Origin of the sequence: Hyphomicrobium sp. (assembly GCF_036262015.1) — a bacterium.
Classification (GTDB): Bacteria; Pseudomonadota; Alphaproteobacteria; order Rhizobiales; family Hyphomicrobiaceae; genus Hyphomicrobium_C.
The window spans coordinates 348,928-368,539 of the sequence record NZ_DATAJR010000008.1 but is presented as its reverse complement, the minus strand read 5'-3'; the positions used below and the strand labels follow the sequence as shown (position 1 = coordinate 368,539).

General features: G+C 61.8%; 20 protein-coding genes. 10 read left to right on the top strand and 10 right to left on the bottom strand.

Features of this window, described 5'->3' with window-relative positions:
* Positions 1–152: 152 nt before the first annotated feature.
* Both VHO05_RS10460 and VHO05_RS10455 read right to left on the bottom strand, forming a co-directional pair.
* Positions 153–2,345 (bottom strand): DUF1217 domain-containing protein, encoded by a 2,193-nt coding sequence (locus tag VHO05_RS10460; RefSeq protein ID WP_329646523.1) that lies wholly within the window; start codon positions 2,343–2,345, stop codon positions 153–155.
* Positions 2,346–2,635: 290 nt separating this feature from the next.
* Positions 2,636–3,124: a MarR family transcriptional regulator gene (locus VHO05_RS10455; RefSeq protein ID WP_329646522.1), complete on the bottom strand. Its 489-nt coding sequence runs from the start codon at positions 3,122–3,124 to the stop codon at positions 2,636–2,638.
* A gap of 204 nt (positions 3,125–3,328) precedes the next feature.
* On the opposite strand from VHO05_RS10455, the gene VHO05_RS10450 reads away from it, so the two are divergent.
* The 4 genes from VHO05_RS10450 (at position 3,329) to VHO05_RS10435 (ending at position 7,680) form a co-directional block, all read left to right on the top strand.
* On the top strand, positions 3,329–4,357 hold the full coding sequence (locus VHO05_RS10450; protein ID WP_329646521.1) for a helix-turn-helix domain-containing protein: 1,029 nt from the start codon (positions 3,329–3,331) through the stop codon (positions 4,355–4,357).
* A gap of 99 nt (positions 4,358–4,456) precedes the next feature.
* Entirely contained in the window at positions 4,457–5,062 is a 606-nt protein-coding gene (gene recR / locus VHO05_RS10445) for a recombination mediator RecR (protein WP_329646520.1), read from the top strand.
* Positions 5,063–5,109: 47 nt separating this feature from the next.
* Positions 5,110–6,474: an MATE family efflux transporter gene (locus VHO05_RS10440; RefSeq protein WP_329646519.1), complete on the top strand. Its 1,365-nt coding sequence runs from the start codon at positions 5,110–5,112 to the stop codon at positions 6,472–6,474.
* Positions 6,475–6,576: 102 nt separating this feature from the next.
* Positions 6,577–7,680, top strand: a complete 1,104-nt coding sequence (locus tag VHO05_RS10435) for a glycosyltransferase family 4 protein (RefSeq protein WP_329646518.1) — start codon at positions 6,577–6,579, stop codon at positions 7,678–7,680.
* 11 nt (positions 7,681–7,691) lie between these two features.
* On the opposite strand, the gene VHO05_RS10430 is transcribed toward VHO05_RS10435, so the two are convergent.
* The gene (locus VHO05_RS10430) at positions 7,692–8,159 is read right to left on the bottom strand and encodes an ATP-dependent zinc protease (protein WP_329646517.1); all 468 of its coding nucleotides are present in this window, start codon (positions 8,157–8,159) and stop codon (positions 7,692–7,694) included.
* Positions 8,160–8,334: 175 nt separating this feature from the next.
* Between VHO05_RS10430 and def the strand changes: the two genes are divergently transcribed.
* The 4 genes from def to truA all read left to right on the top strand — a co-directional run bounded on the left by def (position 8,335) and on the right by truA (position 11,024).
* Entirely contained in the window at positions 8,335–8,850 is a 516-nt protein-coding gene (gene def / locus VHO05_RS10425) for a peptide deformylase (RefSeq protein ID WP_329646516.1), read from the top strand.
* A gap of 18 nt (positions 8,851–8,868) precedes the next feature.
* The gene (gene fmt / locus VHO05_RS10420; protein ID WP_329646515.1) at positions 8,869–9,804 is read left to right on the top strand and encodes a methionyl-tRNA formyltransferase; all 936 of its coding nucleotides are present in this window, start codon (positions 8,869–8,871) and stop codon (positions 9,802–9,804) included.
* A gap of 89 nt (positions 9,805–9,893) precedes the next feature.
* The gene (locus VHO05_RS10415; RefSeq protein WP_329646514.1) at positions 9,894–10,193 is read left to right on the top strand and encodes a hypothetical protein; all 300 of its coding nucleotides are present in this window, start codon (positions 9,894–9,896) and stop codon (positions 10,191–10,193) included.
* Positions 10,194–10,271: 78 nt separating this feature from the next.
* Positions 10,272–11,024, top strand: a complete 753-nt coding sequence (gene truA, locus VHO05_RS10410) for a tRNA pseudouridine(38-40) synthase TruA (protein ID WP_329646513.1) — start codon at positions 10,272–10,274, stop codon at positions 11,022–11,024.
* Here truA and VHO05_RS10405 read toward each other — a convergent pair.
* From VHO05_RS10405 to folE, 3 genes are all read right to left on the bottom strand, one after another.
* Positions 11,021–11,437 carry a universal stress protein gene (locus VHO05_RS10405; RefSeq protein ID WP_329646512.1) on the bottom strand — a complete coding sequence of 139 codons (417 nt, stop codon included), beginning with the start codon at positions 11,435–11,437 and terminating at the stop codon, positions 11,021–11,023. The genes truA and VHO05_RS10405 overlap by 4 nt on opposite strands.
* Before the next feature lie 136 nt (positions 11,438–11,573).
* Positions 11,574–12,398, bottom strand: a complete 825-nt coding sequence (locus VHO05_RS10400; protein ID WP_329646511.1) for an SDR family oxidoreductase — start codon at positions 12,396–12,398, stop codon at positions 11,574–11,576.
* A 71-nt stretch (positions 12,399–12,469) separates the two neighbouring features.
* Positions 12,470–13,093 (bottom strand): GTP cyclohydrolase I FolE, encoded by a 624-nt coding sequence (gene folE, locus VHO05_RS10395; RefSeq protein WP_329646510.1) that lies wholly within the window; start codon positions 13,091–13,093, stop codon positions 12,470–12,472.
* A gap of 409 nt (positions 13,094–13,502) precedes the next feature.
* Here folE and VHO05_RS10390 point away from each other — a divergent pair, with 409 nt between their 5' ends.
* Positions 13,503–13,916 (top strand): tellurite resistance TerB family protein, encoded by a 414-nt coding sequence (locus tag VHO05_RS10390; RefSeq protein ID WP_329646509.1) that lies wholly within the window; start codon positions 13,503–13,505, stop codon positions 13,914–13,916.
* Here the strand turns inward: VHO05_RS10390 and VHO05_RS10385 are convergent.
* Complete coding sequence (locus tag VHO05_RS10385) at positions 13,904–14,554, bottom strand: alpha/beta family hydrolase (RefSeq protein ID WP_329646508.1); 651 nt, start codon at positions 14,552–14,554, stop codon at positions 13,904–13,906. The genes VHO05_RS10390 and VHO05_RS10385 overlap by 13 nt on opposite strands.
* Before the next feature lie 132 nt (positions 14,555–14,686).
* On the opposite strand from VHO05_RS10385, the gene mepA reads away from it, so the two are divergent.
* On the top strand, positions 14,687–16,012 hold the full coding sequence (gene mepA, locus VHO05_RS10380; RefSeq protein ID WP_329646507.1) for a penicillin-insensitive murein endopeptidase: 1,326 nt from the start codon (positions 14,687–14,689) through the stop codon (positions 16,010–16,012).
* A 75-nt stretch (positions 16,013–16,087) separates the two neighbouring features.
* On the opposite strand, the gene VHO05_RS10375 is transcribed toward mepA, so the two are convergent.
* Genes VHO05_RS10375 through VHO05_RS10365 form a run of 3 tightly spaced genes read right to left on the bottom strand, consistent with a single transcriptional unit; the run spans position 16,088 to position 19,607 of the window.
* Positions 16,088–16,927: a metallophosphoesterase gene (locus VHO05_RS10375; RefSeq protein ID WP_329646506.1), complete on the bottom strand. Its 840-nt coding sequence runs from the start codon at positions 16,925–16,927 to the stop codon at positions 16,088–16,090.
* Positions 16,928–16,970: 43 nt separating this feature from the next.
* Complete coding sequence (gene glcF / locus VHO05_RS10370; protein ID WP_329646505.1) at positions 16,971–18,344, bottom strand: glycolate oxidase subunit GlcF; 1,374 nt, start codon at positions 18,342–18,344, stop codon at positions 16,971–16,973.
* Between the two features lie 42 nt (positions 18,345–18,386).
* On the bottom strand, positions 18,387–19,607 hold the full coding sequence (locus VHO05_RS10365; protein WP_329646504.1) for an FAD-binding protein: 1,221 nt from the start codon (positions 19,605–19,607) through the stop codon (positions 18,387–18,389).
* Positions 19,608–19,612: the final 5 nt, after the last annotated feature.

The window sequence follows — 19,612 nt, the reverse complement described above, 5'->3', positions numbered from 1 at the left end:
CGCCGAGCGCTCTGCGCATTGTCATAGGCGGGCTAAAAGAAGCTTGCAATCTTAAATTGTATAACTGACAACGACACACTTTTTCCGATATCGTTTAGAGAATATCGGCCGCCGCGGCTCTGAAAAGCGCCTAACTATCTGGAAAGCAGGCCTTAGACCCTGATCTTCAGGGACTGAATGCTGGTGAGCAAGCTCTCGCCAATGATACTTCCGCCGGATTGCTGTCCGAAGAGCTGGGACGTCAGCGACGTCGCCGTATCCGATTGCTGGTTGTTCATGTCATAGAGCGCCGTAAAGCGCGCCAGGAACGTCTCGAGCTTCTTCGGATCCTTGAAGTCGTCGAAGTTGATCCGCTTTTCGATCATCTTCGCCTGCGTATCCACGTCCGCCTGGGCCACGGAATCCGGCAGATTGAGCGAAGTCAACACGACTTCGAGCAGAGCTTTGTCGGCCAGAATAGAGTAGGCGCTGGTGATGCTGGAAGCCTTGCGTGAGAAGTAGAGCGCGAGGCGCACGCCCTGGTTCTGATCGCCGGCCTTCTGTTCCATCGTCTGACGAACGTAGAGGTCCTGCGTCTTGAGCAGATCATCCTGATCCTGCACGGCGTTGAGTTCCGTACGCTGTGCCTTCCCGTCAGTGCCGAAATTGAAAGCGGCCGCGAGATCTTTGAAGCGCGTATTGGGAGGCGTATTCACGAAACTCGATGGATTGAAAAGATCGCTCGTAAAGATCTGCTTCAGGGTCGCATCCGAGATCGTCTCGTTCTCGAAACCGAACGCGGTCTTGATGTAGGTTACGAGGCGTTTGTCAGCGATGAGCTGATCCACCGTCTCGATGGTATCGATCGCGATACTGTAATACTCACTCTCCGCCTTCCCGCGCGCCTGCAGAAGCTCATGATCGCCTTGTTTCGCGGAATAGGCCGAGATCGTCTCCGATTTCGCCGACGCAAGCTGAGCCGCCAGCACACCCTTCGCCGCGCCATTCGAGCCGAAGTTAAAGGCCGCGGCTAGCGCCGTGTACCTGCTATCACGCGTTCGGCTGGCGAAGCTCAACGGATCGGTAGGATTGCTCTGCAGCACCGACTTGATCGTCGAGCGCGACACTTCGTTCGGATCGATGCCGAAGGCCTTAAGAACGTAGTTGTAGAGATTCTGGTTGCCCATCAAGTCGTCGACGGATTTAACGTCTACGATGTTGGACTGGTAGTAGGTCGTTGCCGCTTGTTCGGCGGTCAACGCTTTGTTGGCGTAGTTATCAAGATAAAGGTTTGTCAGGTTCTCCTGCTGCGCCGCGGATTGCGCGGACACGCCCGCGTCGAGCGAGCCATCGGTATTGAAGTTGAAGGCAGCGGCAAGCGTTCTGAAGCTCGGCGACTCGAGCTGGTTGGCCAAGCTGTTGGGATCCGATAGATCGCTCGTCAATACCGCCTTCACCGTGGCATCCGACGTATAGATCGGGTCGAGCCCGACGGCGACCAACGCGTAGTCGCGCAGCATCTTGTTGTTGATCAGGTCGTCGACCGACGTGATGCTAGAAAGCCCGTTTCGGAACAGATCCGTCTTGAAAGCCGCTGCTGCCGGCGACGAACCGTTCCCGGTCACCTCATAGTTGTTGTAGATCGTGGCGTTGAGCTGCGCTTCGGTCTGCGCTTTCGTGCCCGCAGGTACGCTTCCATCCGCGGCAAACGAGAATGCTGCGGCGAGTTTCTGATAACGCGAGCCATACGTGTTGGCGACGCTGTTGGGATCGGAAAGATCGCTCAGCAACACATTCTTGATCGCCTGCTCGGATGCGATACTGGAGTCGATCCCATAGGCATCGAGGGCAAACTTGAACAGCTTTGGATCCGAAACGAACTGATCGACCGACGTGATCGTGTTCATGCGGGCTTTGTAGTAGTCCACCTCCGCAGCCGCGGTCGCGCCCTGCCGCACACGCTGCTCGGAGTAAAGCCCGATCGTCTCAACTTCGTCTGCCGCGTCCTGCGCCACAGCCGTGCCGGTCGCTACGTCGCCGCTTGTCGTGAAATTGAAGGCCCGGGCGAAAGTGATGTAGCGCTGATCGACCATCTTTCGCACGAAGCTGTTCTGATCGGTGATATCGCTTTCAAGCACTTTGCGCATGAACGCTTTGGCGTAGGTCATGTCCTCGAGGCCGTACGCCTTCATTGCGTATTGATAGAGCCTCTGGTCCTTGAGGAAGTCATCGACCGACTTAACCTTGCCGATGTTCTCCTTGTAGTAGGCGTGCTCGCGAGCAACCGTCGCATCCGAAAGCGTCCGCTTGACGCTTTTGGACATGTCCGCCGTGTACATCTTGTAGGAGAGGTAGGTTGATACCATCGTCGGCTTTCCGCTCGCGACCAGTCCAGAACCAAGCCGGCAACCGGCGCGGCGTCGCGCCGCGAATCAGACCGGCAACTAGCCGGATTGTGCGAGCATGGCCTTATGCGGGCCTGCCGCTTTGGTCCGGTTAGCTATTGGCTTCGAACGGACAATCGCTTCGAACAGGATGCACCACGCAAACAAGACGTGGACCGTGAGAGACACGGAGGGTTGTACGCACCCTAAGCGACAATTGGTAACTCGAAGATTAACAAAAAAGCCGGAGGTTCCCTCCGGCTTTTTCGATCTTAGGCGTCGGCCTCGGCCAAGTGACCGTTTGAGGCGACCATTCCGGGAACCTGAATGTTCCCGACGATCAAGCTGAGGTTGGTTAGGAACTCGTCAACGCGCCGTCCCTTGAGCGCCGACAAAAGTTTCTCCTCGATACGATGCACGATTGGAGTGACGGACTTGAACAGGCTTACGCCTTCCTCCGTGATCCGCACTTCGTATGCGCGCGCATCGTCCTTGTCGCGCTTGCGCTGAATGATGCCCTTCTTGAGCATCCGGCGAACGATGTCCGCCATTGTGGAGCGGTCGATGCCGGTAGCATCGACGAGTTTGCTCTGGCTCATGCCGTCGGAATGAGCCAGTGCGAACAGAACGGCATACTGTCTCGCCGTGAGGTCGTAGCTCGCCATTTCGGCCTGATAGATTTCCGTCACCACTTGAACAGCGCGATGAAACAGATGCAAAGGCGACTGTCCGAGGTCCGGTTCAGTAGTTTTTCGCGTCATGGCTGCTCTGATCGTCCTTTTACTCGCGGGGGTAGTCTCTTGAAGACGAGGCAGATCCAACGGAAGCGGCCGGCTAGAAGCCAAAACCGTCAGTCGACTCGTCAGTGGAGAAATTGTATTGAAATGCAAAGGGGGGCGCGGCGCTTGCACCACCCGGCCCTATTTGTCGACTGACAGGGCATTCAGCGAGGGACGGCTGTCGAAATGATCTACTCGACCCACGACGTTCATCCGCGGGAACGGTTGAGCTATTGGCGTGAGGTCGCCACCCGCGGCTACGTTGAACACGACTTCACCCCCGACAACACGGGCGCCTTCAGCGGCAGCGTTGGTATTACAACGCTGCCGGGCCTGGGGTTGGCGTCCTTCGAGGTCGATGCAGCCCGCGTGAACCGGTCGGAGCGCTACGCGGCCCGGGCCGACTGTGGTGACGTGCTTCTATGCATGCAGCGCATGGGCGAAACAGCAATCTTCCAGGACGGACGCGAAACGGTGCTGGATGGGCGAGGGCTCTTCCTTATCGATCCCATTCGTCCGTTCGAAATCGACCTTAGAACCCGATCGGCAAGCGTCGTGGTCAAAGTTCCCCGCGTCATGCTGGAAGCCCGCCTAGGCAATTTGGCCGGCCTCACGGCGCGCCCGGTCACGTCATCGAGCGCGATCGGGACCGTGACGATGGGATTTTTGGAACTCCTGCCAGAACAGGCCGAAGCATTGGACGACGTCGCCGGACTGAAAGTTGCTGAGCAATTGCTCGACCTCGCAGCGCTCACATTCACGACAGGATATCCACGAGGCGCGACATTGTCGTCACCGAAGGCAGTCGCCCTTCTTCGCCTCAAGGCCACCGTTGAGCGCCTCTTGATAGAACCTGGCCTCAAGCCCGAGCGCATTGCGGCTGAGACGGGCATCTCGGTACGTTACGCCAATACCCTGCTCGCCGAAGAGAACTGGTCGATCGAGCGCTACATGACCGAGCGCCGATTGGAACGCTGCCGGCACGCGCTGGAAGACGCCGCGCAATCTCACCGCAGCGTTGGAGAAATTGCCTTCAATTGGGGCTTTTCGGATCTGTCTCACTTCGGGCGCCGCTTCAAAGCGCGGTATGGTCTGACCCCCACGGACTACCGGCGCCAATCGGAAAAAATACTGGCAGAACGGCGCACCTCTCGGGAGCTGCCACCCTTGACGGACCGGCCCCGCGAGGTCATGTCCGTCGGCGAAATCGCCTGAAAGGCGAATTGGCTGCCTAATCGAAGCGCGCGGTGTGACAACGCACATTCGACGTGATTAAGTCCGCGCGGCTTCCAAGACGATGACCAAGAAGACGAGATGTCCAAGAAAATTGCCGGCCCCGAGATCGAGCGCGTCGTCCAGCTTTTGTCGCGCCTTCCTGGCTTGGGGCCCAGATCCGCACGCAAGGCCGCCCTCGCACTTCTGAAGAGGCGCGAGGATCTTCTCGTGCCGTTGGCGGATGCGCTCGGCGTCGCGGTCAAAACCATCGTCGAATGTCCGACCTGCGGCAGCCTCGACACCGTTGCGCCCTGCACCGTGTGCCGCGACGAACGCCGCGACCGCTCGATGATCGTGGTGGTCGAGGAGATGGGTGATTTGTGGGCACTCGAACGCGCAGCCGTCATCAATGCGCCTTACCATGTGCTGGGCGGGCACCTGTCGCCCCTCGACGGCATTGGGCCCGAACGCCTGAACATCGCCAAGCTGATCGACCGTGCCGCCTCCGGCGAGGTGAAGGAGGTTATCCTCGCGCTAAATGCGACGGTTGAAGGCCAGTCGACGGCACACTACTTGACCGAGCAACTGGCGCCCACGGGAGTCGTCGTGTCGCGCTTGGCACAGGGCGTTCCCATCGGGGGCGAGCTCGACTATCTCGATGAAGGCACGCTCGCGGCGGCCATCAAATCCCGCAAAAGAATTTAGAGATCGCCCTGGCACTCGGCCAAGGATCATCCAAGAGGACGACCGCCATGCCTGACGCGGAAGCGCTCTCTCCCGCGCCGGCAAAATTCGTGGTCGGCTCGCTCTTGCGGCACATTCTCGTCATGAGTGGAGCCGGCGGCGTCGGCCTCGGTGCCATTTTCCTGTCTGACCTCGCCAACATCGTGTTCCTATCCTGGCTCAAGGACCAGGCCGTGCTTGCCGCCGTGGGTTACGCAAGTTCGATCCTCTTCTTCACGATCTCGATTGGTATCGGCCTCGGTATTGCGGCCACGTCCCTTGTTTCCCGATCTCTGGGGCAAGGCCGCAGACTACGAGCCTGCCGTTTGTCGATGAACGCGCATCTGGCCAGTTTCGTCGTCGGCGCCGTTTCGGCCGCCATCGTCTACGTCAGCATTCCCTATCTCCTGGCCGCACTTGGAGCCACGGGTCGCACTCACGAGCTTGCAGCGGGATACCTGCGCATCCTCACCCTTGGCATGATCCCGCTCTCGATTGCCATGACATCGGCCTCCGTCCTCAGATCGGTGGGTGACGCGCGACGCGCCATGAACGTCACGCTCTATGGCGCGGTGGTCAACACGATCTTGGACCCCATTTTCATTTTCGCACTGGGCATGGGGATCGACGGCGCGGCCTGGGCCACGGTAGGCGCACGGATCGCATTTATGGCCGTTGGCCTCGACGGTGTGATCCGCGTGCATCGCCTCATTGCGCGGCCACGCCTTCCGGCGTTCCTTGCCGACGTCCCCGCCCTCACGGGAATCGCGGTTCCGGCCATCCTGACGAACGTCGCCACGCCCTTTGCAAACGCCTACGTCACAGGCGCCATTGCCGCCTACGGCGATGCTGCTGTGGCGGGCTGGGCGATCATCGGACGCATCATGCCCGTCGCATTTGGCGCCATATATGCCCTCTCCTCGTCGATTGGCCCGATCGTCGGTCAAAACTACGGTGCCGGCAAAGGCGATCGGATGCGTGAGGCGTTCCGTCTGGCACTCGTGGTGAATGTCGCCCTCACGGTGGCAGCTTGGATCGCGCTGGCGCTGCTCTCATCGCCACTCATCCGCCTGTTCGGCGCCACCGGCGAGGCAGCCTCTCTGATCTCGCTTTTCAATATCTGGCTGGCACCCCTGTTCGCCTTCATGGGTGCGCTCTTCGTCGTCAACGCAGTCTTCAACACGCTCGGTTTCCCCCACTACGCCACGGTTTTGAACTGGGCGCGCGCAAGCATCGGCACCATTCCATTCGTCTATTACGGGGGGAAGCTGGCGGGCGCCGACGGGGTTCTTGCCGGCCATATGGCCGGCGGCATCTTCTTCGGATGCATTGGCGTTTGGTTTTGCCTGAGGCTGTTCGACAGGCTCCTCGCAGGCGAAACACCACCTCTTTGAAGCTGTGCATGCCGATGCACGGCTGACCCGCATAACCTTGTTGACGCTCCGGCCCCTGCGCTAGGGTCCAGACGATACGAATCGGCATGATCGGCCTCACCTGTGACCCAACAAGTCTCCGAACGGATCGCCCTGGTCGCTCCATCGGCCGAGGCCGCTGCCATCCTGCGGCGAGACCTGATCGCGTGGCTGGCGGACCGCGGCCATCGCGTGCTCTGCATCACGCCACCCGGAGCCGGACGCTACATGCGCATCCTGCGCGACACCGGCGCGCAACACCGTACAATCGAAATCCCCCCGCAGCCGCTCCGCGCTCTCAACGATTGGCAGACGATTACAAGCCTCGTCACCCAGTTCCGTGACTGGCAACCAAATATCTCCCTCGCGTTCGGCTTGCGCACGCTGGCTCTTGCCGCCGTTGCCGCCCGGCGCGCGGGCGTAAAGCGCGTTGTGAGCCTCGTGAACGGACTGCCGAGCGACGGCGTCGAAAGTGTCGGCCGCCGGCGTTTCTCTCACGCAGTCCGCTCGAGCGACGCCATCGTCTTTCACAACCACGACAATGCGCGTGTGCTCGCCCAGCAGAAATTATTGCCACCCAATCTACCGACGCTCGTTGTGCCGGGAAGCGGCATCGACCTCCGCACCTTCAAAGCCGCGCCACTTCCCTCGCGCGACCAGGGCCTCGTCTTCCTCATGCTGGGCCGCCTCGAGCGCCGGCGCGGTGTCATGGAATACAAGGTCGCCGCCCAGCAGCTCAAAGCGCGCTGGCCCAACGCACAGTTTCGCTTTGCCGGTCCCACGAGCGGCGAAGCCGACGCCATTTCACCAGATGCGCTCACGGAAGGCGGCGCCATCGAGTACCTGGGACACCTGGAGGACGTTCGCCCCGCGCTCGCGGCGTGTCACGTCTTCGTCTATCCCTCCTACTGGGAGGGCATGCCGCGCGCAGTTCTCGAAGCGCTTGCCACCGGGCGTCCGGTCATTACGACGACGGCTCCCGGATGCGTCGAAACGGTGGACGAGAAAGTGAGCGGGTGCCTGATCCCACCCGCAGACACCAGCGCACTAGTGACCGCCATGGACAGCTATCTGGCAAACCCCGATCAGGTGGCAGCGGGATCGCGCGCCGCACGCCTCAAGGCCGAACGGCGTTTCGATGCCAAACACGTCAACGCGTCGATGATGCGGATCCTCGGTCTCGGCTGAAGGATCGCGCCTCAGGCGTGTGCGCGATAGAGCCGCGAGCTGAGCTTCGGCAGCAGGAACGATTGAGCGGGGTCAACGAGCATCCCGGGTTGGAGGGCTTGCCGCCCGAGCAGCATCCGATGCGCAAGGCCGCCCCGGTTTGTCAGACCGAGCTCGATCGGCCACTCGCGGTCCCCGACGCTGAGCCGTGTCGAGATGATGTAGCGGTTTTCGCGTTCGCCAATTGAAGACGTCACCTCTCGCACCCCAAGCAACTCCGCCTCGCACCAGACGGCAACGTCAGGCTTTTCGAGCAGCGGGTGAATGAGAAAACGCACACGGGGTGCGGAAGCCGGACCAAAAACCTCGATGGCTTCTGCATGCAGCGCAGAGGTCCGCGCACCGGTGTCGACCTTGGCTTTGATGGCGAAAAGCCCAAGGTCCGGCAGCGCCACCCATTCGCGGCGACCGAGGATCAGCGGTTTGGGTTCTCGCGTCATCCAATCCAACCAAAACGGTTTTCTTTCCAATTCTAGCGTAAAATCGAAGTGTGCAGCAGGGTGAATATGAAAACCTGGTAACACTACGTAACGTTAACGCTCTCAAGCAGGCGGTCGTTCAGGTCAGGTTTCAGGCCAGATTGACCGGCGACGTGGAGTTCCCTATTTCAGTGCCATGTCCATCATGCCGATCATCACGCTTCCCGACCCCCAGCTTCGCAAGGTTTCCGACCCCGTCGAACGGGTCGACGCCGAGCTTCTGAAGCTTGCCGACGATATGCTCGAGACGATGTACGACGCACCCGGCATCGGGCTGGCCGCCGTGCAGGTTGGCATACTGAAACGCCTTATCGTTCTCGACGTCTCCGACGACGAGGACAAGCCTCAGCCGATGACGCTGATCAACCCCGAGATCCTGAAGCTCGGCGATGCGACGCGCGTTCATGAGGAAGGTTGCCTTTCGATCCCCGACTTCCGCCTGGACATCGAGCGCCCGGCGACCGTCGTCGTCGGCTACCTCGACCGCGAGGGAAAGCCTCAAGAGCTTCAGGCAAATGGATTGCTGGCTACGGCACTGCAGCATGAGATCGATCATCTGAATGGCAAGCTGATCATCGATTTTCTGTCGCGCCTGAAGCGCGATATCGTCGTCCGCAAGTTCAAGAAGATCGCGCGCGAAGCCTCGGCCTAGCACCGCCGGAAAGCCTCCATGCCGCTCAAGATCGTATTCATGGGAACGCCGGACTTCTCCGTTCCGGCGCTGGAAGCGATTGTCGCCGCCGGCCATCAAGTGCCAGCGGTCTATTCCCAGCCGCCGCGTCCCGCCGGGCGCGGAATGGAAGAACGCCCCTCACCCGTGCACGCCAAAGCGACCGCGCTCGGCATTCCAGTCCGCACACCAAAATCCCTGAAGAGCCTAGAAGAACAGGCCGCTTTCGCGGACCTCGGCGCCGATGCGGCCGTCGTGATTGCATACGGTCTGATCCTCCCTCGCTCGGTCCTCGAAGCGCCTCGTCTTGGCTGCTTCAACGTACATGCGTCCGAGTTACCCCGGTGGAGAGGCGCGGCCCCGATCCAGCGCGCCATCATGGCGGGCGACGCGCAAACGGCCGTTATGGTCATGCGCATGGCGGAAGGCCTCGACACCGGCCCGGTAGCGCTAACTGACATTGTCCCGATTGGCTCCAGCATTACAGCCGGCGAGTTGCATGACACCCTTTCCGAGCGCGGTGCACGTCTGATCGTCGAAGCCCTCGCCAAGCTGGAGGCAGGCACTCTGACGACGACGCCTCAGCCAGCCGAAGGCGTCACCTACGCGGCCAAGATCGACAAGAAGGAAGCCAAGATCGATTTCGCGAAGCCTGCGATCGAGGTTCACAACCACATCCGCGGCCTCTCGCCATTCCCCGGTGCTTGGTTCGAGGCCACACCTTCTGGGGGACCGCCCGAACGTATCAAGGTCTTGCGGACGGCCGTCGTAGAAGACCGCGGTAGCCCCGGCGAGGTGCTCGACGACAAGCTCGCCATCGCGTGCGGCCAAGGTGCCATTCGCCTCATCGAGATCCAGCGCGCGGGCAAGCGCGCCATGTCGACCGACGAGTTTTTACGCGGCTTTACCATTGCCCGGGGAGCGCGCGTCGGATGAAGCCCCTGCCCCATTAAGCATGCGGTACGAACGTCTCCGCATGCCGCGTCATTGTCTCCTAAGTTGCACAGAACGTTCAGGAGATGACGATGTCCCGCAGTCTTGCCACGCTTGGCCTCGCAGCCGCTGGCCTTCTCTTCACCGCAGCTTCCGCACAGGCCGCCGAAGACAACGCCAGCACCACACGTATCGAGACGTCGAAAGTCTACGGTGCGACGGTCACAATGGAGGAAGGCGTGCGCGTCTTCCGCCCGCTCCCATCGCAGCAGCACGTGATCGTCAATCCCGGCGGCCGTACGCCCCTGGGTCTCAACTACTACTACGACCCCATCACCGGCGTGCCCCTGTGGGGCGCAGACGTCGATGCGCGCCGGGACGGCCCCCGCTAGGCTTATCGTCCCATATCCCTTGAGGCATTGCAGCGGGCGCGGTAGGCAGGGGCCTTCCAAACAACAGCACCCAGCCCGATGCCCCGCTACCGCCTTCTGATCGAATACGACGGCACGCCCTTTGTCGGCTGGCAGATCCAGCCGACGGGTGTGTCTGTGCAGGGCGCGCTCGAAGAGGCGATCCTTAAGCTCACAGGCGAGCGTGTGAGCGTGCGCGGCGCCGGACGCACGGACTCAGGCGTCCACGCGCGCGGCCAGGTTGCTCACTTCGATCTCGAAAGAGCTTGGACGCCGTCGAAACTGCGGGATGGCACCAATTTCTATCTAAAGCCGAACCCCGCCGCCGTTCTCGGCTGCAGCGAGGTTTCGCCCGACTTTGATGCCCGTTTCAGTGCCACCGCACGGCACTATCTCTATCGCATCCTCGCGCGCCGAGCCCCACCCGTTCTCGAGCGAAACCACGTGTGGTGGATTCCACGCGCTCTCGACGCAAAGGCGATGCATGAGGCGGCCGCCGGCCTCGTCGGGCGCCACGACTTCACAACCTTTCGCGCCACGCAATGCCAGGCCAAATCCCCCGTCCGGACACTGGATCGTCTCGAAGTCACGCGAGCGGGCGATGAAATCCATGTCCGGGCATCTGCGCGCTCATTCCTGCATAACCAGGTGCGCTCGATGGTCGGGAGCCTGAAGCTCGTCGGAGATAAAAAGTGGACGGCCAGCGATGTCCGCGCCGCGCTCGACGCGAAAGACCGCACGGCGTGCGGCCCAGTCGCGCCGGCATCGGGCCTCTATCTCATGGCCGTCGACTATGACGTTGAGGCTCGCTAACGCGCGACCGTCACGGGGCAGTGCGCGCGTTGAACAACGTCGCCTGACACCGATCCAAGCATCATGCGCGACATGGCGCCTTTGCCACCGGTTCCGACGACAATCTGATCGTAGTGGTTATCCTCGGCGTAGGTCGTGATTGCCCGTGCCACGTCCCGGCTCTCCGCATTCACCACCTTGAGCTTCGAAGCGCCGCCTTTCTTCGCCTCAGCAGCCGCGCCGGAAAGCGCTTTTTCCACCTCAGCCGAGGTCCATACCAGCGTAGACCCGCCAGCGCGGCCATATCCGCCGATCAGCTGGTTAACCACAAGGATCGTCAATTCCGCGTCGAGAGCCTGAGCCAGCTTGGCTGCCAGATCGATAGCAGGCTTGCTGTGCTCAGTGTCGTCGATGGCGCAAAGGATTTTGGTCATGGGAGCTCCGTCCATGTTGATCAAGTCAAACATGCTGCCGTCCCATTCACGAGTGTGCATTGAGCGGAATCAAAAAACAAGTACGCTTACGTCCTATCAGGAAGAGACGAGAGCGTTGAGCGATCTCGCCCGCACCTCACCACGCATTGAAGAGGCGCCGCACAACACGGACGTACAATTGGCTCGGGACCCATCCGCGCGCCCAGACCGCAAGCGTTGCGTTCGGCTGATAGCGCAGGCGAGGCCAGATGCTGGTCGAGGCACGCCAGATGCTGTGCGCGACAACATCAGACTCCGCGCCTGCCTCCTCCCACGCCTTGAGGTTCGGAGACACGCGCTCCACGAAGTCGTCATAGGCGGTCAGGCCGGGCTTCGTTGCAATCTCGCGCGAACGCTCGAAGAAGTCGGTCTTGATCATGCCTGGCTCGATGATCTTGACCTTGATGTTGTGCTGCCGGAGTTCCAGCCAGAGAGCCTCAGAAAAGCCGTCAAGGGCCCACTTCGTTGCGCTGTACATGGAGTAGAGCGGCAAGGTCATTCGGCCTGCGGCCGACCCCACGTTGATGATCCGCCCCTCTTGCCGGTCGCGCATGTGAGGAAGCACGGACCTGATCACGTTCATCACGCCGAACACGTTGCACTCGAACTGGCGGCGGATCTGTACGTCCGTCTGCGCCTCGAATGGCCCCATCAGTCCGTAGCCGGCGTTGTTGACCACCACATCGATCTTCCCGCACGCGCCGATCACGTCCTGAACCGCGCGATCGACGGAGTTCGGACAGGTCACGTCGAGCTTGAAAAGTTTGATGCGATCGGAAACGCCGCCCAGATTGCTCTTCTCCGGCGTACGCATCGTTGCGGCGACGTTCCAGCCGCGGGAGGCAAACAGCTCGGCGGTCGCACGGCCGATTCCGCTCGAAGCACCAGTAATGAGGACGGTCTTGGCAACAGCAGCAGTCACACGCACACTCCGAAAAAAGTCAGCCCGCCGAGAAAGAGCCCGGCGGGCTGCAACCCGAGGATTGGTTGGGACTAGTCTTCGACCATCGACAGGAATTCCTGCCGCGTGATCGCGTTGTCACGGAAAATTCCGAGCATCCGGCTCGTCACCAGATCGGTGCCGGGCTTGTGAACGCCGCGCGTCGTCATGCAGTGGTGCTCGGCCTTGATGATCACCGCGACGCCCTGCGGCTTCAGCACATCGTTGATGATGTTCGCGATCTGCGACGTCATCTTCTCCTGGATCTGAAGCCGCTTTGCATAGGCTTCCACGACCCGGGCGAGCTTCGAGATCCCGACCACGCGACCGTTCGGGATGTAGCCCACCCACGCACGGCCGACGATCGGTGCCAGATGATGCTCGCAATGGCTCTCGAAACGGATGCCGCGCAGCACGATCATCTCGTCGTAGCCCTCGGTCTCCTCGAACGTCTTCTGAAGGATGGCCTCGGGATCATCCTGATACCCGCGGAAGTATTCCTCGAACGCCCGAACCACACGCGACGGCGTCTCGTGCAGCCCATCGCGGTCCGGATTGTCTCCAGCCCAGCGCAGAAGCGTGCGAACGGCGGCTTCGGCCTCGGCCCGCGTCGGAGCGGGCGTTATGGGTTCAGCCGCCTTGAGTTCGAACTTCAAGCCTTTTGGAGTTTGTGTCATCGGCTAGACCTTCGGGGAGTTGCGCATGGGATGCGGGCTCGATACGGGCCCGGTACCGCCCCGGATCAATAAAAACAGCTGCGGGAACCCGGGAGTCGGGCCGAAAAATGGACGGGCCTGTCCTTGAAGCCTTCCCCATAACATAGTGTCGGGGGGAGGGAAGAAAAGAAGTTCGAGGCGGGCCCGGCGCCGCAGGCCATGCTTAACGAAAAAATCGCGGCAAGTCGCCGCAACCTTGCGCACGAGAGGATCAACGCCATATCCCGCCCGAGCAGCCTGGGAGGGAGCCGCATGAGAGGATGGTTACGTCCCGACGCTTGGTCACGCGCCACAGATCGAAGAGCTGGGTGCATTCCATGCAGCCGCTCGAAGCGCTGGCGCACATTGCACGTCGAACCAAGAGAGACACATGTCGGATCGCATCTCCCCGCCCGAGGCCCTGATTTACGCCATGGTCACTGTCTCCGCAGCAGACCGCACCATCACAACCGAAGAGCTGGCGCGGATCGGCTCGATCGTCCAAGAGCTGCCGCCATTCCACAACTTCACGGACAACTGGCTCGCCGACACGGCGCAACGGTGCGGCATGCTCCTGAGAAAGCCGCAAGGCGTCGATCAGGTGCTCGCCCTGATCAAACGAAGCCTTCCCCCACGCTTTTACGAGACGGCCTACGTCCTCTGCGCCGAAGTGGCAGCGTCCGACCTTTCCGTGCAGGCCGACGAGACGCATTTCCTGTCTCTTCTGGCCACGACATTGGAGCTGGACCGGGAAACGTGCGCCGCGCTTGAACGCGGTGCACGTGCCCGCCATCAGCGCGCCTGAGCGAGCCTTTTCGCGAAGCCGGCAATTTCGTTTGCGGCAGCGGTCAAGTTGCTGTCGAGCGTCGCACCTGAGGCGCGCCGCGGCGCGAGATCGTGATCGCCGTCAGTTGCCCAATAAACGGAGATCGCGGAAGGCAAACCAAAGCCGGGCACCTCGTCGCGGCCACTGAAAGGATCGCGCGTTCCCTGCACAATGAGAGTCGGACACGAGAGCGCCAGCAAATGTTGGGTTCGCAGCTGATCGGGTTTGTCCGGAGGATGGAACGGATACCCGAGGCAAACGAGCCCCGCGATATGCCCCGCATCGTACAACCCCTGAGCGGCAAGACTCGCGACGCGCCCGCCAAGCGATTTCCCGCCGATCAAAAGCTGACCGCCTTTGCGTTTGGCGGTAATGTCCGCAACTGCGGCCTCATACTCGCTGATGAGCCTTTCCGCCTTCGGCGGCGGACGCCGTGAACCGGAAGTCTGACGTGCTGTCATGTAGGCAAAGTCGAAACGGACGACATGAAGTCCCGCCTCCGCCAGCAGCTCGGACATGCGCCCCATCCATCCGCTCGTCATCGGGGCGCCAGCGCCGGGCGCGAGCAGAAGCCACGTGGTGGCATCTTCGGGACCATTTGTAAGAAAGGCTGTCATCTCATGGCCTTGGCGTCCGAATGAAGATTACCGCATTTGTAAGCACCAAATCGGCGCATGTATGCAAACTGTGTCGCAATTTGGCCGTTAGCTCGACTAGGATGAACGTGAACTGATTTGCTGCGGGGGTTCATGGCAGTCGCCCGACGCGTCGTGACTTGGCTGATCTTGCCGATGGCAATCCTATCCGGATATGCCGCGGCACAGGATGCCGCGACGCCTGAAGCTGCGTGGCAGGGCCCCGCCGCCGCGGCTGCGGAAGCTGCCGCCGCAAAGGCGAAGGACGCAATCGTTCCCCCCACTCCGAAAGCCGCCGAGCGGCCTCAGGCAAAGAGCGGCGGCAATCCACCGGAGGAGAAGGCGGCGCCTGTAAAAGCTGTTGCGCCAGTCCCGGCTGCAAAGGCACCGGAACCCGCCGTCACCGCAGCTCCGAAGCCGGACGTCAAAGCGAAACCTGACGCCAAGGAGGCGGAAAAGCCAAAGAAGCCTGTCCTCGCCGCCAAGCAACTCTTCGGCACGGTGAAGACGCCGGCGCCGATGGCCGCCCGTGCAGTCGGCTGGTACGCGAAGGGCTGCCTTGCGGGTGGCAAACCGCTAACGGTCGACGGCCCGGGTTGGCAAGTCATGCGTCTCTCGCGCAATCGCAATTGGGGACACCCCGATCTGGTTGCCCTGCTCGAACGCTTGGCGCGCGAAACGACCCAGCACAAAGAGTGGCCGGGGCTGCTTGTCGGCGACATGTCCCAACCGCGCGGCGGCCCCATGACATCCGGCCATGCCAGCCACCAGGTCGGCCTCGATGCCGACATCTGGCTGACGCCGATGCCCGACCGTAAGCTCACGAAACGAGAGCGTGAAGATATGTCGGCCGTCTCCATGCTGGCCAACGCGGGCTCGGTCGACCCCAAGGTCTGGGGCGACGGTCAGGTGAAGCTGATCAAACGCGCTGCATCCTATTCGTCGGTCGAACGCATTTTGGTGCACCCGGCCATCAAGAAGGCGCTCTGCGAATCTGCCGGGACGGACCGCACGTGGCTGAGCAAGGTGCGGCCCTACTTCGGGCACTACTACCACTTCCACATTCGCATCGGCTGTCCGAAGGGATCCAACAACTGCCAGCATCAGCCCCCTGTGCCGACTGGCGATGGATGCGATGCCGAGCTCAAGGACTGGCTGAAGAAAGTCGCGCCCAAGCCGAAGCCGCCCGTTACGGCTCAGCCTCCGGAGAAGCCCGCCAAGCCCGCGCCACCCAAGCCGCAGCTCACGCTCGCCGATCTCCCGCAGGATTGCCGCGCGGTGCTGACCGCCGGCGGAAACGCGCCGCCGACCGTACCGGCCGACGTGGTGGACAGCAGCAAGGACGCCGGTCCTGAGAAGGATGTGACCCTGAGCACGGCCGCCCCCGAGCCGCCACCTGAGAAGAAGAAGGCCGCCCCGGCCAAAAAATCCACGCAATGAGAGCTGGTGTGATGATCGAGAAATTCGCTCGGCGCCTCACAGCGAACTCCGGCGAACTTCGGAATCGGGACCTTACTAGGCGATCTCTGCACCGGGTCTGAGCGGAGGATGCCCGAAGGGCCGCACGGGCACCGTGTAGACGGCCGCGGCCGGCACTGAAACGATCTCGCGCTCCGGCCAGCGCAACGCGGTCAACTTGCCGCCGAAGCAACAGCCCGTATCGATGCAAATCGTCGAATTGACCCAGTCCGCATCCGGCACCGGCGTGTGTCCATACACGATGGACGTCCGGCCGCGGTATTCCGCCGCCCAGTGGTAGCGGATCGGCAATCCGAATTTGTCCGTCTCACCCGATGTTTCACCGTAGAGGCAGAAGCGGCGCACCTCGCCCGAATAACGGCCAAGCATGTCTTCCTTGATGCCCGCGTGTGCGACAGCGAGCCGTCCGCCATCGAGCCAAAGGTAGATCGGCAATCCCCGGATGAAGCCCGAAACCTGCAATCGGAACGCTTTCGACTCCGGCTCGAACTGAGCAATGGTCCGGTCGAGCCCATGCGTCGGCTTGATATCCTTTCCGGCGAGCCAGCGCAGAAACTTCACGTCGTGGTTTCCGGGCACCGCCAATGCGGCACCCGTTTCGACCATGCTCATGACGATCCGCAGCGCGTCGGGCGCACGCGGGCCGCGATCAACCAAATCTCCGACAAAAATGGCGCGACGGCCCAGCGGCGGTGTGACTTTCACGCTGTACGAACCGGGATGGCCGCTCCACGTCAGCTGGTAGCCGAGACGCACCAGCAGCGCCTCCAGCTCGCCCGCGCATCCGTGCACGTCTCCGATGATGTCGAACGGGCCGCTGTCGCTCCGCAGGTCGCAGCGCTCGGGCACGGCGCCCTGAAGCTCAATATCGGTCATTTCGCGGGTCTTTACGTGTGCACGGTGTCGAGCGCGTGGCAAACTAGGTTTCTATGAAGTCTTCGACATGACGTCTGGGTTTCGGCACGTCCGTAACGAACTGGGCGAGATGCTCGAGCCCCGGCGGCACTGGCCCTCCATAGGCCCAATCGAGCAGCTCGACGGTGTGAACAATCGGGGTATCGAGACCGGTATTGAGCTGCGTGATACAGCCGATATTTCCGGCAGCAACAACATCAACACGCGTCGAGCGAATATTGTCCTGCTTACGCTTCTTGAGCTGGCTCGCAATCTCCGGCTGCAAGATGTTGTACGTGCCGGCCGATCCGCAGCAAATGTGGCCTTCCGGCACATCCATCACGGCAAAACCCGCCTGTTGGAGCAACGCGCGTGGCTCGTCGTGAATGCGCTGCCCGTGCTGCAGCGAGCAGGCCGAATGGTATGCGACCCGAAGCGACGACCAGCGCTCGGGCGCGCCAAGCTGATACTCGTAGAGAAACTCTGAAACGTCCTTGGCAAGGCTGGAGACACGCTCTGCCCGGTCGGCGTAGGCCGGATCGCCCCGCAGCATATGCCCGTAGTCCTTCACCGTCGTCCCGCACCCCGACGCGTTGACGATGATTGCGTCAATCTCCCCGCGACCGATCTCTTTCCACCACGCGTCGATATTGCGCTTGGCGAGATACTGCGCGTCCTTCTCCTGTCCCATGTGCTGGACAATGCCGCCACAACAGCCCGTGCCGTGCGCAACGACGACGTCGACACCGCGTCGCGCGAGCAGCCGGATCGTCGCATCGTTGATGTCGGGACGCAGGACGGGTTGCACGCAGCCAGTCAGCAATAGAACGCGCGCACGCCGCTCGCTGTGCGTGACAGCGGTTCCGGCGCCGCCGAACCGCGCTTCACGCTTGTTTGCCCCCGTTGGCGCAAGCGCAAGCATGGCGGCAACCTCTTCGAGACCGAAACGTTGCAGAAGCGGAATGAATGGCCGCGCCAGTGGCACGGCTTTGAGCGCGAGGCGAAAGCGCCGCGGATAGGGAATGGTCCAGGCGAGCACCCGGCGCAACATCCGGTCTTTGAAGCTACGAGGGCACCGTTCCTCGATTTCGGCGCGTGCCGCGTCCACCAGATGCAGATAGTCAACGCCGCTCGGACAAGTCGTCATGCATGAAAGGCACGTCAGACAGCGATCGACGTGATGGCGAACCTGCTCAGAGGGTGCATGCTCGTCTCGCCGCTCGAGCATGTCCTTGATGAGATAGATGCGCCCGCGCGGCGAATCCCGTTCATCGCCCAACACGACGTAGGTCGAGCAAACAGCCGTACAAAGCCCGCAATGCACGCACCGCTTCAGGATCCGGTCGGCTTCCGCCACACGCGGATCTCGGAGCTGTTCGGGTGCAAAATTGGTCTGCATCTTGGTCGGTCGCTCCGGAGGCTTCGTTGCCCCTGACAGGTTCTACAGCGTCGCGTACATACGCCCGGGATTGAGGAGACGCAGGGGATCAAAGGCGTGCTTGATCCCGCGCGTGATCCGGTCGACGGCCGCCCCGAGCGGCTGGAAGACTTCAACCACGGCCCGCACCGCCTCATCAGCCCGGATTAGCGTGGCATGGCCGCCGTGCGTTGCAACCGCCCTGCGAATGTCGGCGCTGCCTGCGTCGGCCGAAGCGGGCGTCTCCAGCCAGATCAGGCCGCCCGACCAGTCGTAGAAAGCCTCGACCCGCATATGCCGGCGGACCGACTGCACGAGCGAAGCCGCCATGCTCGGCGTCGTTGAAATGCGCCACAGGTGCGTCCCATTCGATGGGAAGAAGGACAAACGGCGCATCTCGCTCCAGAATTCGAGCGAGCTTTCCAATTCGAGCTCCAATGGAGCGCCATAGGCAGAGAGCACGTCCCGTAGCTTCTGCTTTCGGTAGGTAATGGAGCGCGTGAAGTTTTCGATCCGGATCGCGGTGAGAGGGCGGCTCTCTTTGGCGAGCCCCTTGTGCTTCAACCGAGACGCAAGTGTAGGCGAGAGGTGCACCGTCCCCGACACTTCGAAGGGCTGCGTGAGCGCTAGGCTCATGAGCTCCACGGCAAGATCGTCGGTCAGATCCGGATAGACGAGGGTCAGCACGTCGTCCGGCAGCGGAAGCACCTTGAAGGTCACCTCGGAAAAGACCGCCAGCGTTCCCCAGCTCCCGGCCAGGGAACGCGCCACATCGTAGCCGGTCACGTTCTTCATGACGCGCCCACCGGATTTGAAGATCTCCGCGCGCCCGTTGACGCCCCGCACCCCGAGAATGTAGTCCCGCGCGGCACCGGCGGAAATGCGCCGCGACCCCGAAATGTTACCCGCAAAGATGGCGCCGATCGTCTGCAATCCAGCATCCGTTCCAAGGGCCGGGCCGAGATCGATGGGCTCGAACGGCAGCATCTGTCCGCGCGACGCAAGCTCGACTTCAATCTGCGACAAAGGCGTGCCGGCACGTGCGCCCATGACGAGCTCCGACGGCTCATAGAGCGAGATGCCACGCATGGCGCCCGTCGTGAGCGCAACAGGCGCAACGACCGGACGGCCGACCCCGCGCTTCGATCCGGCGCCGAGAATCTCCACCGGAATGCCGCGCTCCGAGAGCGCCGTCATCATACTTTTGAGTTCCCACTCGGTCGCGGGCCGCATGATGTCATTCATGCTGT